This is a genomic window from Candidatus Neoehrlichia procyonis str. RAC413 (genome assembly GCF_000964795.1).
GTDB lineage: Bacteria > Pseudomonadota > Alphaproteobacteria > Rickettsiales > Anaplasmataceae > Neoehrlichia > Neoehrlichia procyonis.
The window spans coordinates 938,295-956,004 of sequence record NZ_LANX01000001.1; the positions used below are offsets into that span (position 1 = coordinate 938,295).

Below are 17,710 nucleotides of genomic sequence, written 5' to 3' on the forward strand. Positions count from 1 at the left end.
CGTGTTAATTATTTAAGAAACAATAATCCTTTTTATTGCTAATCTGCTTTTGCTAAATGACATAGTAGTTCCCAAAAGAAAGCTTGTAGATAATAAAGATGATCCACCATAACTTAAAAGAGGAAGAGATAAGCCAGTTGTTGGTAATAAATTTAATACAACACCTATATTTATTAGAAATTGTGTTGAAAATTGTACAAATAAACCTGCTATTGTTAATAGCCTAAACATATCATTTTCATTATACGTGAAATAAAACATTTTTGCTGATATGTATCCGAATATAAATAAAATTGGTAGACAACATACTATCCCAAATTCTTCTGCAGCTACAGAGAATATAAAATCTGTATGACAATCAGGTAATAGAAGTTTTACCACTCCCTCTCCCGGGCCTATACCTGTTATTTTTCCTATTTTAAAAGACTGAATAGACTTACTAATTTGAAAATGATCATGATTTAAAGGGTCAAGAAAAGCATATATTCTATTTCTTATATAGGGAATAAAATAACAGCATAAGATTACTACTATTAACAATATTGTTCCTATAATAAAAAAACATAAATAATTTATTCCATAGAAAAATAGCTGTAAAATCCAAGTAATAGATAGTATTATAGACATACTAAAATCTGGTTGAAATAAAAATAATGTTACAAGAGTAAAGTATAGAAAAAAGGAAATGTAATATTTATAGCATATATTGCTATGTAAGATACGTGCTGTAACTATAGCAAATAACGGCTTAGCAAATTCCGATGGTTGAATGGAAGATCCGAAAACATAAAGCCACCTTTTTGAACCTTTTATCTCAACTTCAAAAAAAAACATATATACTAAAATTAAAATGATAACAAACAATCCAAAAAATGAAATTTTTGTTATTGTATAATAATTTGTAAAAGAACATGCTATAATAATGCATAAAGACATTATCATGTATAATAAATGTCTAGATATAAAATAATTTTGTGGCAGCAATATTCTTTTTTCAATAACTGGTCCAGCAGAAGAAACTAGAATTAAACTACAAAATAACATAAAAACAATTGAAAAGAAAAAAGACTTATCTATAGTGCGATACCAACTACTGAATATACCTCTTTTTAATGATGAAATAGTTTCATTATTGAAAGTTTCTTTCATAATTATACATTTTAAGTTCTTTACATAACTTAAGTGATAAATCTTCTTTTTCCCATGAAAAATTTCCGTTATTAGTAGGATTTCTTCCGAAATGGCCATAACATGATGTAGATCTATAAATGGGCTTATATAACGTTAAGTAGTTACAAATTCCATAAATTGACAAGTCTATATTTTCTTGGATGATTTTTTTTATCTTTTCATTATTAAAATTGTTATTAAAAGTATTAATATCAAAAGATAAAGGATCAGAAACACCTATAGCATAGGATAACTGTACTAAACATTCTTCCGCTAAACCAGCAGAAACAATATTTTTAGCTATATAACGTGCCATATAAGCTGCTGATCTATCAACTTTGCTTGGATCTTTTCCGGAGAAAGCTCCTCCTCCATGAGGTACATGTCCACCATAAGTGTCTATCATAATTTTTCGTCCTGTTAAACCACAGTCTCCTATTGGACCACCTATAACGAATCTTCCTGTTGGATTAACTAAGAAGTCTTTATTTAAACACATCCACCCTTTAGGCAAAGAAGATAATACATAAGGATAAACCATTTCTTTTATTTGATTATTATTTAATCCTTCAGGATGCTGAACAGATAGCACTAGATTTGATACTTTAACAGGTTTGTTATTTTTATATAACAATGTAATTTGAGTTTTTGCATCTGGTCCTAGTATTGTAATTTCATGATCTTTAACTGCTTTCATAATGTTTTTTAATATTAAATGAGCATAAAAAATAGGAGCAGGTATTAGACTTTTTGTTTCATTTATAGCATACCCATACATAATTCCTTGATCACCAGCACCTTGGTTTTTTCCAACTTTTACACCCATAATTATGTCAGGTGATTGTTCATGTATTAGAATATTGATATCAACATTTTCCCAATTAAAACCTTCTTTATCATATCCTATATCTTTTATTGTACTGCGTACTAGAAATTCAATTTCAGATTTATCGAAATCAACATCACAAACTTCTCCGGCAATAATAACTTTATTTTTTGTCACTAAAGTTTCAATAGCTGCGTGAGCAAGTGGATTAATGGAAATACAATAGTCAAGAATTATATCAGATATTTGATCTGCAATTTTATCAGGATGCCCAGCAGAAACAGATTCACTAGTAATAGAATAATCAGAGGATTGCCTGTCTAAATGAATCATTGTTTAAAATTTTTAAGCGTAAACACTATTTTATATTAACAAACACACTCATAAAAGACAATAAAATATCAATTTAGTTTAAAAACTTTAACATGAATAACTTAGTATTTTAAAGTTAAAATATTATTGATATAAAAAACTAAAACATGTAATAATACACATAATCAAAATTTAATAGTAAATTTTGATAGAACAACTTCAAGTAAATACATAATTTTTTATAAAGTAAATTATAAAACAGAGAAATCTAAGTGGATCTATATTCATTTTAAAAATTATTGTGATGTGAAGTTTATATTATGAGTTTTCACACATAATTTTTTAAATTTATTTTTGTAATTTCTTTAGTATCTTTATATAAAAAATGAAAAGAATACTGTTAATTTTGTGTTAACTTGACTTATTTTTATAAATATAGTAGCTTGAAATTTGTGTGTCCGTAGCTCAGCTGGATAGAGCATCAGCCTTCTAAGCTGTTGGTCAGGGGTTCGAATCCCTTCGGACACACCACATAATCTGCAATGTGTTTAATTATGAATACCAACCTGCATTATAGTATTATTATTTTAGGTGGTGGAATTAATGGTGTAATTGCAGGTATTGGTTTAGCTAAAAAAGGACTTTCAACAGCGATTGTAGACATAAACAGTTGCTTATTATCTACTGTAGGTAATAAGGTTTTTGCTTTGTCAAAAAAATCTCAGGAAATATTACAAAGTATTAATATATGGGAAGATGTAAAAAGATTTTGCCCAATATATGATATATTAATACATGATAGTAATAGTCCAGTTTCAATTCATTATAATAATAGAACTGTATGTGAAGACCCAATGGGATATGTTGTAGAAGGTAGTTACTTGTTTAGTATTTTAAAAAAACATCTTAAAAATCTTGATATATATACATCAATTGCATACAAGTCTGTATTTGTAAAAGAAAATTTTGTAGAGATTCAATTTGAAAATGAGAAAGTATTAAGAGCATCTTTAATAGTTTGTGCTGAAGGAAAAAATTCTAAAATTCGTGAATTGTTACAGATACCAACTATTAAATATGATTTTAAACAAAGTTGTATTGTGTGTAATATCACTCATGAAAATTGTCATAATAACATTGCTATAGAGCATTTTTTGCCAAATGGTCCATTAGCAATTTTACCAATGTACAATAAAAACACGTCATCTATTGTATGGACAGAAAAATCTGATACGGTAAAAATGTTAACTAAGTTGGATAAAGAGGATTTTGAAGTAGAACTTCAGAAAAGGTGTAAAGATTATTTAAAAGGTATAAAACTAAAAGGTGATGTGTTTTTCTATCCGATATCTCTTACTTTTGCTAAAAAAATATATGGGAACAGGATTATACTAATAGGTGATGCTGTACATTGTATACATCCTATAGCAGGGCAAGGATTAAATTTAGGACTAAGAGACATAGAGAAATTAATCAATAATATAGAAATGGCACAATTACATAAAATAGATATTGGTAGTGATTATGTTTTAAAAAGTATTTTCCGTGATAGATGTTTTGATAATTTTTCTATGACTTTTATTACAACAGGATTAAATGCTGTATTTTCTAATAAATCATGTATAATAAAAATTATAAGAAACATCGGTATGTTTTCTATTGAAAATTCAGAAACTTTAAAAAAATTTTTAATAAAGCATGCAATGGGAATAGGAGTCTTTAACTAAGTTTACTTTAGTTATTAATTAGTATTAATGTATAATAAAACCTTCTATATTATTTACATATGCCTTTATGTATAAAAAATGATGTAATGATATATTGTGGGATTGTAATGGTGTTTTAATTATCAAAAAAATATTTGGTTGCAATACTATGAACTGTTTTTTATAAGCTAAGGCTTTAAATTTTTATTCGTTTAATTAATTTTTATAGTTTTAAACTTATTTTTCTATTGATTGAAACATAATTTTACTGGAAAAATCTTTATTTAAGTATAATGATTATTAGTATAATATCTTAGATTATTATAGAGTACTTGCTATGCTAACACGCATTAGTTCATAGGCTCATATATAAGTTATAAGAGTTGTTTAGTACTGCTTTTGCTATAAACTTGTATCAATTAGATTAGTTGCTTGTATAAAGTTACTAAGGGATTTTATACCTTGTTATTATAAAAGTTTTATCATTAGCATCCATCTTAATTATTAGTTATCTGATAACACATTATATCTGTTTATGGAAAGCGTAATGTTTTTACTATTAATCGGTAAAGAAAATTTTACTATAGAATATTTAACTGTGATATTTTTAAATTATTAGCATAAAGTGGCTTTTATTTAGCATGTAGTAAAGCTGCTTTTATATGGTGTTGTATTTAATCTATGAATAAGTAAAATAGTAGGTACTATTTTTTTAGTACATAATGTTTTTCTGTAAACGTAATGTTAAAATTACATCTATCAATAATTTGAATGTTGGTAATTTTTTTCATAATTAGTGTATTGTTAATATATAGTGAATTTATTTATATAGTGTATGAGTTATTATAAATAATTTATGTGTTATATTAGCTATAATAGTGTATTACTTTATTGGAAAAGTTAATTTATGAGGTTTTTATATTATGTAATTTTTGTGTTAATGCAAGAAATTGCTGATCATTTGTGAAATTAATAATAATTTGTCCTTTGTTAATTAATTTTTTTATTGTGACTTTAGCTTCAAGTGTTTTAGATAGTGACAGTTCTAAGTTTATAATTGATACTTCTTTGTGTAATTTTTTATGTGGGATTTGCAAGTTCTTAATCATATTTTCAGTTTGTCTTACGTTTAAATTTAAAGATATAATTTTTTTTGCTATTTCTTCCGCGTTAGCTATGTTGATTAAGGATCTTGCGTGACCAAAAGATAATAGTTTATTGTTAATCATTGATTTTATACTTGTAGGTAACGATAAAATTCTAATCATATTTGTGATATAACTACGGCTTTTTCCCATTATTAAAGCTAAATCTTCATGTTTATAAGAGAATCTATCAATCAGATTTTTATATGCTTCTGCTTCTTCAATCGGTGTTAAATCTTGTCTTTGTATATTTTCGATAATTGAGATTTCTAAACATTGCTGATCATTTATATCTTTTATAATTACTGGTATAGTGGTAAGCTTTGCAATTATACCTGCTCTCCATCTTCTTTCACCAGCTATGATTTCATATCCTTTTTTGTTAGGATCTTTTCTAACAATAATAGGCTGTATGATACCATTTTTAATAATAGATTCTGCTAATTCTTTTAAGGTATCTTGATTAAAAATTTTTCTTGGCTGTAAAGTACTAGAATGTAATAAATTAATAGGAATAGTTACTTGGTCAGTATTATTTTTATTCAAATCTATAGTGCTATTAATTTCTCCTATTAGTTCATAAATTCCTTTTCCTAAGCGCTTTACCATTACTTATATCTCTTTATTGGGTTTTTATAAGGAGTATACTTTTCTAAAATTTCTTTAGCTAAATATATGTATGCTTGAGAACCAGCACATTTAAAATCATAAATTATGGATGGCTTTCCATGTGATGGAGCTTCAGATAATCTTATGTTGCGTGGAATAACGGTTTTATAAACAACATCTTTTAAGTATTTTCGTATATCATTTTCTACTTGTTCACTTAATTTATTTCTTTTATCGTACATGGTAAGTAAAATACCTTCTATTTTTAAATGTGGATTTAAATGTTTTTTTATTAGTTCTATAGTTTTTATTAAATGGCTTAAACCTTCCAGTGCAAAAAACTCACATTGTAATGGAACTATTACTGAATCTGCAGCAATTAAAGCGTTTATTGTAAGTAATCCTAATGATGGAGGACAATCAATAAATATATATTTATAATTTTTTTTTATAGAAGATAGAGAGTATTTTAGTATAAATTCTCTTTTTTCTAGCTGTGTTAATTCTATTTCTGCAGCTGATAAATCTACATTTGATGGTATCAATGATAAATTTGGTACATCAGTATTTAGTATTGAAGATGAAATAGGTACATTATTTACTAATATATCATATAAGGTAATAACTCTTTTAATATGTGATATACCTAATCCAGTACTGCTATTTCCTTGGGGGTCAAGGTCTATAAGTAATGTAGGATTATTTATAACAGCAATTGCTGTAGACAAATTTACACTTGTAGTAGTTTTTCCTACACCACCTTTTTGATTTACTATAGCAAAAACTTTACACATATAAAGCTTATAAGTTTTATTGCCAATTATATAAAAAGGTAAAGATATGTCACTTATTTTTTTAATATACATCACTTTAGTGTTTTATTTGAAACGTATAAGCTTTTTATTAATTGATTTTAGGCCATTTTTGTTAAAATGGTGATTATTAATATTCATAGTACAAGATTGTTTCCTATAAAAAATGTTGATTACATAGGTGTAAAAAAATTTGAAAGGATTAATAACTATAAAGAAAGTATTTTTTAAAGTATTAGAATAGAGCATAATAAAGAACAATTTTTTAAAAATGTACTACTAATTGTTCATAAAGTAATCTTATTGTTGAAAAAATTGGTAATCATGAATTGCTATTGTCAATGTTGTTTTTAAACTGTTATGTTCGATAAACATATTTAGCTATGTTATAAAATATGAACAATATATTTTTTAATATGTTTCACGTGAAACATAAGAGTTTATGTTATTTTTGTATAATATTTTGCAAAATTGTAAGAAGATTAATGTAAAAATTTCACATGTTTTTAATTACATATCAGTTATGTGGGATATAAGGATTTTTTATTCCTAATTTATCTAATAGTGCGATTTCTAATGACTGCATTTTGTGAGTTTCTTCAGGTGTTTTATGATCATATTCTAATATATGGAGTAGTCCGTGAATTAACATATGTGATACATAGTCTGTTATATAAATATCAAGTTCGGCAGACTCTTTAATTATTGTTTCTAATGAAATAAATATTTCTCCTAAGCAACAATTGTAAGAAAGTTTTTCATATGTAAAAGAAAGTACATTTGTTGGCTTGTTTTTTTTTCTATATTTATAATTTAGATTATGTAATAAATTATCATCTGCTAAAACAATAGAAATAAAAGGGTTATATTTTAATATGTCTAGATTATTTAAAGAAATGTTAATTATTTTCTTAATATAAGTTTTAGGTTTATTAAGAATCTTATACCATTTCTTTTTGAGTACTGTAATTTTTATCACAACGTAGTTCTGCTAATTTTTAAAATAATTTCCCATTCATGTTGTGTTATGGGAGAAATTGATAAACGTGGTTGCTTTAATATTGTCATGTTTTGTAAAGAATTATTGTTTTTTATTTCATGTAGATAAATTTTTCGATTTAATTCACAATATGTTTTAACGTCAATAACACTAAATTTATCATTATTATAATATGATTCTTTGTATATTTCTATAATTCCTATTATGCATTTTTCTTTGCCTGTATGATAAAAAAAAGCAAGATCACCTTTTTTCATTTTTTTCATATAGTTTTGAGCTTGATAATTTCGAACATTATCCCACGTAGTTACTTGACACTTTATCATGTCATTCCATGAAAAATCCTCAGGTTCGGTTTTAAAAAGCCAGAAAAGCATTTTATTTTTTTCTTAGAAATGTGGGAACGTTAAATGTTTCTTCACTCCATAGATCGTTTTTACTATAGTTTTGAAAATTAGGGGATTTGTGACTACGAATTGCCTCTGACATTCTATTAAATATATTTTTTTGTGGTTTTTCTTCTTTTTTTTCAGATGTCAAGCTATCTATAATATTTGTATCTTCAGGGTCAACAGGTTTATAATAAGCAATATTGTGATCAGGTATAAAGTTATCTTTTCTATCGTTTGATAGATAGTTGTTAATGAAATCTATATTATTATTATTATGGGCGACAGATTGTTGATCTATTTGTTTTTTGTTTTGTAAAAATTCTTCTTCACTGTCAATTCCTGTTGCTAATACTGATACTCTTATTTTTCCTTCACTATTTTCATTAAATGTTGAACCAAAAATTATATTGGCATTGTTATCAACTTCTTCCTTTATACGGTTTGCTGCTGCATCTACTTCAAATAAAGTCATATCCAATCCTCCTGTAATATTTATTAATATACCTTTTGCTCCTTTCATGGATATATTATCTAATAATGGATTTGATATAGCAGCTTCAGCAGCAGCCATAGCTCTGTTTTCACCATCTGCTTCACCTGTTCCCATCATGGCCTTTCCCATTTCACTCATTACTACGCGTATGTCAGCAAAATCTAAATTTATTAATCCAGGCATTACCATAAGATCAGTTATTCCACGCACACCTGTATGTAGCACAGTATCTGCAAGTTTGAATGCATCTGCAAAGGTTGTCTTTTCATTTGCTATTCGGAAAAGATTTTGGTTGGGTATAATTATTAATGTATCAACATATTTTTGGAGCTCCTCTAATCCGAAGTCCGCTATTTTCATTCGATGAGCACCTTCAAAATGAAAAGGTTTTGTTACAACACCTACAGTTAAGATTTTATTTTCTTTAGCTATTTTTGCAATTACAGGTGCAGCACCAGTACCTGTTCCTCCTCCCATGCCTGCTGTTATGAATAGCATATTACTATCGGAAATTTCTTCCATAATTTCACTTATGGACTCTTCTGCAGCTCCTTTTCCTATTTCTGGTAGTGAACCTGCACCTAATCCTTTTGTAAGGCTTATTCCGAGTTGAATTTTTTTTTCTGATAAAGAATATTCTAAAGCTTGGGCATCAGTATTTGCTGCTATGAAATTGACTCCATGAAGATTGGATTGTATCATGTTATTTATAGCATTTCCTCCAGCACCTCCTACGCCAAGAACTGTAATCTTTGGTCTAAGTAGGGATTGATCTGGTAAAAAAACGTTTAATGACATATCGATTTACTAACCACAGCTCATTTTAACATATTACTACTTAAAGAGATATATGCAAATATTTTCATTGAGGTTCTATAGTAAATTAATTGGGGAATTAGTAATTAGTAAAGATTTTCTTATTTGGCTTTTTCGTAAAAATTATTATGTCAGATTTAAATAGAAATGTTATGGGTTTATTTTGATAAGTGAAAGTAATTAAATAGAAATACAACTTAAGTTTTTATTACCTTTTTTTTTATTATGCTATATTTAGTATTTTTAAGATAAATTTTCCTGTTATGTTGTTTTGTTATTGTTAGTTTGCAACTAAAAGTTTATAATATTAAAGTTTTTAAGGATACATTATGAATATAAATGGCTTGTTTTACATTGAAGTTTATCAATGTAATCATGTTAGTAATAATAGTGTCATTTATGGTGGAAAGGTTAAGCTTATTAATAATGCTAATATGGCTACATTTAGTCAAATTTTATGGATTTTAGGTGGGCTAGGAGCATTTGAATTTTTTGAAGGTAATATTAAGCATATCAATCAATTATATAGTATGCAAATAAGTATAGGTGAGATTGTAAAATATGACTATAGTGACTTACAAGTAAAAAAGATTGATGAAAAAAATAATACTATCATTTTTGAAGGTATTGAAGCTAAAAGAGCTAGTATTAAAATAATGCTACAAAAATTAATATTATAAAAATACTTGTAAAACACACAAAAATTAGTTGTTATAAAGAATTTTTAACTATATTATCAGCATATATCTATTAGTGTTATGCTATTTACGATTACAACTATTATTTTATTAAAAAGATTTATTATTGCGAGTGTTATGGTAGGTTTTTTGCAAAATATAGGAGGTATTTTTATTAAATTTTTTGAATTTTGTAATATTACTACAACTTAAAAATTAATATTGAGTTATTATTCAATAATTTTTATATGTAAGCATAGACATTATTGTATACTTTTTGTAGTATTGAGATATTGTTATAATATATAGCTTATAAGCGTTAAATAAATTGTTTTTAGTTCAGTGAAAGGTGTTGTATGAGCTTAAAGAAAAAATTTGTAAAGGTTACGTTTTTGACATTGGTTGTTTATCTTGTTCCTGCTTATTGTTTTGCAGATAATAATTTAAGTACCAATAAAAATTTAACAAAGTTTTATATAAGTGGTCAGTATAAAGCATCTATTTCTGATTTTAAGAATTTTTCAATAAATGAAGAAGGCCGAATCGGATATGCTATGTCATTTAACAAAAATGCTAATAGCAATGAATTAAAAGAAAGTAGTAATTTTAATGCTTTGTACAAATGTGATTATAATAATAACTATAATGGCTTATCAGGTGCGATAGGTGTGTTAAATAACAATAATGTAAGAGTAGAGCTAGAATTTTCACATCAATTATTTGATGTAACTAAGATAGATGGTCATAAATATAATGATTATTATAGGTATTTAGCTATATCTCGTGACAAAAATGTAAATAATGGAAAATATTTTGTTTTAAAAAACAAAGGTGTAGAGGTTAATTCATTGATAGTAAATAATTGTTATGGGTTAAGTGGTGAAGTAATAGTTCCATATTTGTGCTTTGGTGCTGGGGTAGATTTTATAAATTTGTTTGATGCTGTAAGGCCAAAAATAGCTTTTCAGGGTAAGCTAGGAGTAAGTATTCCTTTAGCTAAAAAATTATTTTTAGTGATTGATAGTTATTATCATAAAGTTGTTAGTGATGAGTTTCATAACATTTCAGTTGACTATCCTGTTATATTAACAGAAGAACCTAAAGCTACAAGTGCCGTTGCTAAATTGAATATTAAATACTTTGGAGGGGCGGTAGGAATAAGGACAATTTTGTTTTAGTTTTATCTAGTATTATGTACTTGATATGTGTGTTTTTAAATATGCAATTTAGTTTATTTAAGCGTAGGTATATGTCATGAGTTGTGTAAAAAAAATAAAAAGGAATTTTTTAACAGTTTCTCTGATAACAATAATGTTATTACCTTTACAAGCTTTTTCTATTGATAATGTAAATGGAAATATTAAAGCTTTAAATAGTCAAGGTGGTTTATATGTAAGTGGTAGTTATAAAGTGGGATTTTTTGATGTTGAAGATTTTTTAATTAATGAAACCGTTTTTAATGGTACTCAAACTAAAAATAAACTACAGTTAAGCAAGGATTCTAAAGAGGTGAATCCTCTAAGGTTCAGAGACCATTTTAAAGAAAAGTATAAGCCTCCTGTTTTTGATAGAAGTTACTTAAATTTTACTGGTGCTGTTGGGTATTTACAGAATAATGTTAGAATAGAACTTGAATGTTCTTATGAGTATTCTGATGTTCAAGATGATGATAGTTATGTCGTTAAGGATAATCGACGATTTATATCTTTAGTTCGTGGTGAGACAATCTCGAACGGTATAGCTGGAACAAATTACATTATTGCAGAAAATAAAGGAATAGCTAGCGTATCTCTTATTTTTAATATGTGCTATGACATTATTCCAGAATATACTTATGTTATACCATATTTATGTGCTGGAGCAGGAGGGGAATTCATAAATATGTTTGATACTGTAAAAATGAAACTCAATTATCAGGGCAAAATTGGCTTAAGTTATAAGATTATGTCAAATGTTGTGGCTTTTGTAGATGGTTATTATCATGGTATTGCGGACAATAAATTTGATCACTTGAAGGTTATAGTACCTGATCTTTTATTATCGTATCCTAAGGCTTCTTCTTCTGCAACTGCTAATGCTAATATTGGATATATGGGAGTAAACCTTGGAGTTAGGTTTATATTGTAATTAATATGCATATATGTCAAGTTTAGGTTAATATATTATATATTAAAATCTTGATTATGTTATTTGTTTTACTCTATTAGGGGTTTAAAGATGAGTTATAAAAAGTTGCGCTTGGTTATTTTTATTATTTTTTGTATGATAGGTGAAGGTTTCTCTGTTGAATCTTTTTCGCAGCAGGGTGTTAATGGAAGTTTTTATATTAGTGGTCAATATAAGCCTGGAATTTCGGTATTTAGTAATTTTTACGCTAATGAAACACTTCCTACTTCTAATACTAAAGGTAAATATGTATATGGCTTAGATGTTAATTACCGTTATATGGTTCCTGGCATGACAAACTCTGATTTCACGCGTGTTCTACAGGATATTAATTATGATAATAATCTTTTAGGATTTGCTTTTTCAGTAGGGTATTATTATTACAATAATTTAAGGATAGAATTTGAATGTGCTTTTGAAAATTTTAATCCTAGTCAGGGGAATTATAAATTTGAGAATCATCAATATTTTGCTGTACCCTATTGTACAGAAGCGAGAGAAAGTAGCTGTGTACCTCTACAAACCAACAAATTTGTTGTGCTTAAGAATGAAGGTATTTTTTTAGGATCAGGGATAGTTAGTATTTGTTATGATGTTATGTATAATGAAGGTTTATATCCATATATATGTGGTGGTGCTGGTGTTGAAAGTGTAAGTTTTTTAAAGATTAAAGAACCTAAATTTGCTTATCAAGCTAAATTTGGTATGAATTATTATGTTAATTCCAATGTTATGATATTTTGTGGTGGGTATTATCACGGAATTGCAGGAAATGAATATAGAAGAATACCTGTTTATGCTTATCCTGATAATAGCAGGACAATAACAGATATTTCAGCACAACTTGACACAGCTTACTTTGGGTTAGAAATAGGATTAAGGTTACTGCTCTAACGAAATTACAATATTTTATAAGTAATATAATGGTATATTATGGGGCTTTTGTGTGTATGATTTATGTCATATAAAAATCTAAGAGAGTTTATCAATGATTTGGAAAAAAGCTCTCAGCTTATAAGGGTTAAAGAGCAGGTATCTTCTTTTTTAGAAATTACAGAGATTCATAGAAGGGTAATTAAAGAAAAGGGTCCAGCTATTCTTTTTGAAAATGTAGTAACTGCTTATAATAAAAGTTCTATTCCTGTTTTAGTTAATCTTTTCGGTACTGTTGAAAGGGTTGCTACAGGAATTGGTACTACGCGTAAAAAGTTAAGAGATATTGGAAACTTATTATCATACTTAAAGTCTCCTACACCACCACATAGTTTTAAAGATGCTATAAAAATGGTACCTCTATTAAAAGATTTAATGACTACCATTCCTAAAACAATTAATAGTGCTGCTTGTCAAGAAGTTATTTTACTAGGGGAAGAAGTAGATTTATACAGAATACCTATACAGGTTTGTTGGCCACAAGAACCTGCACCTCTTATTACATGGCCTATAGTTGTAACACAAGGCCCTTCAAAGGTTAAAGAAGATAGCTTTAATTTAGGAATATATCGTATGCAAGTTGTTAATAAGAATACAACTTTAATGCGATGGTTAAAACATCGCGGAGGAGCACAACAGTATTCTCGATGGAGACAACAAGGCCATAAGGAAGGTTTTCCGGTAGCAGTAGTCATAGGTGTAGATCCTGCAACAATAATTGCTGCTGTTACACCAATTCCTGAGACTCTTTCAGAATATCAATTTTCAGGATTATTACGTAAAAAGTCGTTACAACTGGTAAATTGTATTACAGTACCATTAAAAGTACCAGCAAATGCTGAGATTATTTTAGAGGGATTTGTTAGTGATGAATATTGTGATGAGGGTCCGTATGGTGATCATACAGGATATTATAATTCTGTAGAAAAATTTCCTAAATTTAATGTTACTGCAATTACAATGAGGAAATTTCCTATTTATTTGAGTACTTTTACTGGTAAACCACCTGATGAGCCGTCTATTTTAGGAGAAGCATTAAATGAGATATTTATACCGATATTAACATCTCATTATCCAGAAATAGTGGATTTTTGGTTACCTCCAGAAGGATGTTCTTATAGAGTGGCTGTAGTGTCTATAAAAAAGTCTTATCCTGGTCATGCAAAAAGAATAATTATGGGTATTTTTTCTTTTTTGATACAATTTTTATATGTAAAATTTGTAATAGTTGTGGATGATGATATTGATACTAGGAACTGGAAAGAAGTAATTTGGGCTATATCTACTAGGATGGATCCTGTAAGGGATATGACTTTTATTGAAAGATCTCCTATTGACTATTTAGATTTTGCATCTACTGAAGATGGTTTGGGTAGTAAAGTTGGACTTGATGCAACTAATAAGATTTATCCAGAAACTTCTAGGACGTGGGGAACTCCTATACAAATGACAGAAGAAATAATAGAAAAAGTTACAAGCAAATGGTCTAAGTATGGATTATAAAGTTTTTATGATTTAAGATTAACCGAAGCTTTTTAAGTGTATGTTAAAAATTAAGCTTAATTTTGTAAAGAAAAACTAGAGATAAAATTTTAATGATTAAAGATTATTAACGACATTGATGGTATTTTAATTATTGTGTAGTATTATTACGTAATAATGGGGTATCTTATATAATTTTGTACCCATGGCAATGTTTATATTTTTTTCCAGAACCACAAGGACACTTTTCATTACGCGATACTTTATTAAAAAAAGCACTATAATTAATAAGAGATTGATCTTTTAAAGGAGCTTCATTTTCTAATTCTAAATGTGATAATTTTTGTATTATCATTTCATTAAATTTACTTAACATTGCTTGGAGCATAGAAAATGCTTCTATTTTAAATTCATTTAGTGGATCTTTTTGTGCTATAGATCGTAAGTTAATACCGCATTTTAAGCAGTCTAATGCTGCAAGATGCTCTCTCCATAAGTAATCCAGAGACATCATCATTACTTTTTTAACTGCAAAGTTCCATAGATTTTCGTGATATTTTGTGAATAGTTGAGCTTTACTTGAAAGTATATTGTCAGCAATACTGTTTATATAGTCAATAATTTGATCTTTTAACTCAAAAGTACTTATTTTGTTAGTGTCAAGGTCAATGTTATATATCTTTTTAACTTCGGCAGATAAAATTTCTGTTGTTTCTTTACTTAAATTGCAATATTTTTCCTGTACAATATCGTTGACTATTTCTTGATTTAAACTTTGATACATAGAAGATAAATCATATGATTCACTATCTAAAATTTGAGTTCTTTGCTCAAAAATGACTTTACGCTGCTCATTAATTACGTCATCAAATCTTAGTAATGATTTTCGGATGTCATAGTTTCTTGATTCAACTTTGCATTGTGCTTTTTCAATAGCTTTACTAATCCATTTGTGTTGAATGACTTCATCTTTTTTCATACCTAATTTTTGAAGTACGTTTTTTATTTTATCGGATCCAAAAATTCTAAGTAGATCATCATCTAAAGATAAAAAGAATTTAGATAAGCCTGGATCCCCTTGTCTACCTGATCGTCCACGTAATTGATTATCAATTCTTCTGCTTTCATGTCGTTCTGTACCAATTATGCAAAGTCCACCAGCATTTATAACGCGCTTTTTATCCTTTTTTACTTGCTCAACAAGTTGCTTATATTTTAATTCTTTTTCTTGCTTATTTGAAATATTGGCTAATTCTGTTTTTGCTAACATTTCTGAATTACCACCTAACTGGATATCTGTTCCTCTTCCAGCCATATTTGTTGCTATAGTTACTGCGCCTGGTTTTCCAGCTTGAGCAATAATATATGCTTCTTGTTCATGGTAACGTGCATTTAATACGGAATGTGCTATTTTTTTCTTTGTAAGTAGCTTTGACAAAATTTCAGATTTTTCTATACTTATTGTTCCCACTAATACAGGTTGTAATTTTTTGTGACATTCATAGACAAAATCGATAACTGCATTAAATTTTGCTTCTTCTGTAGGGTATATGTCATCGTTGAGATCTATTCTTGTTACTGGAACATTGGTTGGTATTTGTATAACTTGTAATCTATATATACCCCAAAACTCCTCAGATTCTGTTGATGCAGTTCCTGTCATACCTGCGAGTTTTTTATACATACGAAAATAATTTTGGAATGTAGTAGATGCTAGGGTTTGATTTTCGTTATTTACATTTAGATTTTCTTTTGCTTCTAGAGCCTGATGTAGTCCATCAGAATATCTTCTTCCCTCCATCATTCTGCCAGTAAATTCGTCAATTATAATTATGTTGCCATTTTTGACTATGTAATCTTTATCTATAGAAAACAGTTTATGTGCACGTAGAGCTTGGTTGACATAATGCATCATTACAATGTTACTAGTATCGTATAGAGATGAATCAGTAGGAATTAGGTTATGGGATAATAATAATTTTTCAATTTTTGTGGTTCCACTTTCAGTTAGAAATACAGATTTGTTTTTTTCTTCTAATTCATAATCTTCGCTTTTTAAATTGTGTATCAGCTTATCTATTTTTTTATATATGTTATTATCTTGCTCTACTTGTCCAGATATAATTAAAGGTGTCCTTGCTTCATCTATTAGGATAGAGTCTACTTCATCAACAATTGCATAATTGAAACCTTTTTGTACCATTTCTTCTCTAGTAAATTTCATATTATCTCGAAGGTAGTCAAATCCTAGTTCATTGTTTGTTGAGTATAAAATATCACATTTATAAGCACTTTTTCTTTCTTCGTCGCTTGTATTACTGGTAATGCATCCTACTGTTACGTTTAATGCTTCATATAATTTTTTCATCCATTCAGAATCACGCTTTGCTAGGTAATCATTTACTGTAACTATATGCACACCATTTCCTTCTAGAGAATTAAGGTATGCAGCTAATGTTGCTACTAATGTTTTTCCTTCACCTGTTTTCATTTCTGCAATCATACCTTTATGCAGTGTTATACCACCTATAAGTTGCACATCAAAATGTCTCATATTTAAGGTTCTTTTTGCTGCTTCACGTACAACTGCAAATACTGGAACTAAAATATCATCAAGAGTTTTACCTTGACTTAATAATTTTTTGAATTCTGATGTTTTTGTACGTAGTGATTCATCAGATATGGATTCCATGCTTCTTTCCATTGTATTAATTTCTGATACAATTTTTTGAAAAGCTTTTATAGAGTGGTTCGATGATCCAAAAATTCGTTGTATGATGCTTAGCATAAAGATGAGTTTTATAATAAGTGGAGAATTATATGTATAAATTGGAAAAATTACAATAGAATTTAACATTAAAGTGCTAACTTATTGATGTAGTATTGTAGCTTAATATTTTTAAGATAATACTATAGTTTGTACATTATTTTTAAAGGTAATACAAACATATACTAGTGTTATATGCGTTTTAGGTATTAAATTTATTTTTAATTATTTCTAGATTATAGATGAATAAAGCTTATAGAAAAGTCCTTTTGAACATTTTAACTAAAATACATATTTATACTATGAAAAAACTGTATATTAATAGCAGTAACCAAAGGGGAAAAACTACTACTTAAAATGTAACGACTATTGTATATACTTCTTATAAAGAAAAGACAATGCTT

At 27.7% G+C, this 17,710-nt stretch carries 13 protein-coding genes, 1 tRNA gene and 1 pseudogene; 7 read left to right on the top strand and 8 right to left on the bottom strand.

Annotated features, from left to right (window positions below):
* Window positions 1–12: 12 nt before the first annotated feature.
* Entirely contained in the window at window positions 13–1,149 is a 1,137-nt protein-coding gene (locus NLO413_RS03520; RefSeq protein WP_045809118.1) for an FtsW/RodA/SpoVE family cell cycle protein, read from the bottom strand.
* Window positions 1,130–2,329, bottom strand: coding sequence for a methionine adenosyltransferase (metK, locus tag NLO413_RS03525; protein ID WP_045809119.1), 1,200 nt, complete (start codon window positions 2,327–2,329; stop codon window positions 1,130–1,132). Before metK ends, NLO413_RS03520 begins: the two co-directional genes overlap by 20 nt.
* A gap of 433 nt (window positions 2,330–2,762) precedes the next feature.
* Here metK and NLO413_RS03530 point away from each other — a divergent pair.
* Window positions 2,763–2,839, top strand: a tRNA-Arg gene (locus NLO413_RS03530).
* 23 nt (window positions 2,840–2,862) lie between these two features.
* Window positions 2,863–4,035, top strand: a complete 1,173-nt coding sequence (locus tag NLO413_RS03535) for an FAD-dependent monooxygenase (protein ID WP_045809120.1) — start codon at window positions 2,863–2,865, stop codon at window positions 4,033–4,035.
* A gap of 884 nt (window positions 4,036–4,919) precedes the next feature.
* Here NLO413_RS03535 and NLO413_RS03540 read toward each other — a convergent pair.
* The 5 genes and pseudogenes from NLO413_RS03540 to ftsZ form a co-directional block, all read right to left on the bottom strand.
* Entirely contained in the window at window positions 4,920–5,768 is an 849-nt protein-coding gene (locus tag NLO413_RS03540) for a ParB/RepB/Spo0J family partition protein (protein ID WP_045809121.1), read from the bottom strand.
* Complete coding sequence (locus NLO413_RS03545) at window positions 5,768–6,562, bottom strand: ParA family protein (protein ID WP_045809401.1); 795 nt, start codon at window positions 6,560–6,562, stop codon at window positions 5,768–5,770. Before NLO413_RS03545 ends, NLO413_RS03540 begins: the two co-directional genes overlap by 1 nt.
* Window positions 6,563–7,097: 535 nt before the next feature.
* A complete protein-coding gene (ybeY, locus tag NLO413_RS03550) occupies window positions 7,098–7,559 on the bottom strand; it encodes an rRNA maturation RNase YbeY (RefSeq protein ID WP_045809122.1) in 462 nt (153 codons plus the stop codon).
* Window positions 7,556–7,957 (bottom strand): EVE domain-containing protein, encoded by a 402-nt coding sequence (locus tag NLO413_RS03555; protein ID WP_045809123.1) that lies wholly within the window; start codon window positions 7,955–7,957, stop codon window positions 7,556–7,558. The genes ybeY and NLO413_RS03555 overlap by 4 nt, the downstream gene beginning before the upstream one ends.
* A gap of 339 nt (window positions 7,958–8,296) precedes the next feature.
* A pseudogene (gene ftsZ / locus NLO413_RS03560) lies at window positions 8,297–9,263 on the bottom strand (cell division protein FtsZ); the annotation flags it as partial.
* A 347-nt stretch (window positions 9,264–9,610) separates the two neighbouring features.
* Between ftsZ and NLO413_RS03565 the strand changes: the two are divergent.
* From NLO413_RS03565 to NLO413_RS03585, 5 genes are all read left to right on the top strand, one after another.
* Window positions 9,611–9,961 (top strand): hypothetical protein, encoded by a 351-nt coding sequence (locus NLO413_RS03565; protein WP_045809125.1) that lies wholly within the window; start codon window positions 9,611–9,613, stop codon window positions 9,959–9,961.
* 353 nt (window positions 9,962–10,314) lie between these two features.
* Complete coding sequence (locus NLO413_RS03570) at window positions 10,315–11,136, top strand: P44/Msp2 family outer membrane protein (RefSeq protein WP_045809126.1); 822 nt, start codon at window positions 10,315–10,317, stop codon at window positions 11,134–11,136.
* Window positions 11,137–11,212: 76 nt separating this feature from the next.
* Window positions 11,213–12,085, top strand: coding sequence for a P44/Msp2 family outer membrane protein (locus NLO413_RS03575; protein WP_045809127.1), 873 nt, complete (start codon window positions 11,213–11,215; stop codon window positions 12,083–12,085).
* A gap of 90 nt (window positions 12,086–12,175) precedes the next feature.
* A complete protein-coding gene (locus tag NLO413_RS03580) occupies window positions 12,176–13,018 on the top strand; it encodes a P44/Msp2 family outer membrane protein (RefSeq protein ID WP_052690385.1) in 843 nt (280 codons plus the stop codon).
* A gap of 63 nt (window positions 13,019–13,081) precedes the next feature.
* Complete coding sequence (locus NLO413_RS03585; protein ID WP_045809128.1) at window positions 13,082–14,560, top strand: UbiD family decarboxylase; 1,479 nt, start codon at window positions 13,082–13,084, stop codon at window positions 14,558–14,560.
* Window positions 14,561–14,726: 166 nt separating this feature from the next.
* On the opposite strand, the gene secA is transcribed toward NLO413_RS03585, so the two are convergent.
* Window positions 14,727–17,327, bottom strand: a complete 2,601-nt coding sequence (gene secA / locus NLO413_RS03590) for a preprotein translocase subunit SecA (RefSeq protein WP_045809403.1) — start codon at window positions 17,325–17,327, stop codon at window positions 14,727–14,729.
* Between the last annotated feature and the right edge of the window lie 383 nt (window positions 17,328–17,710).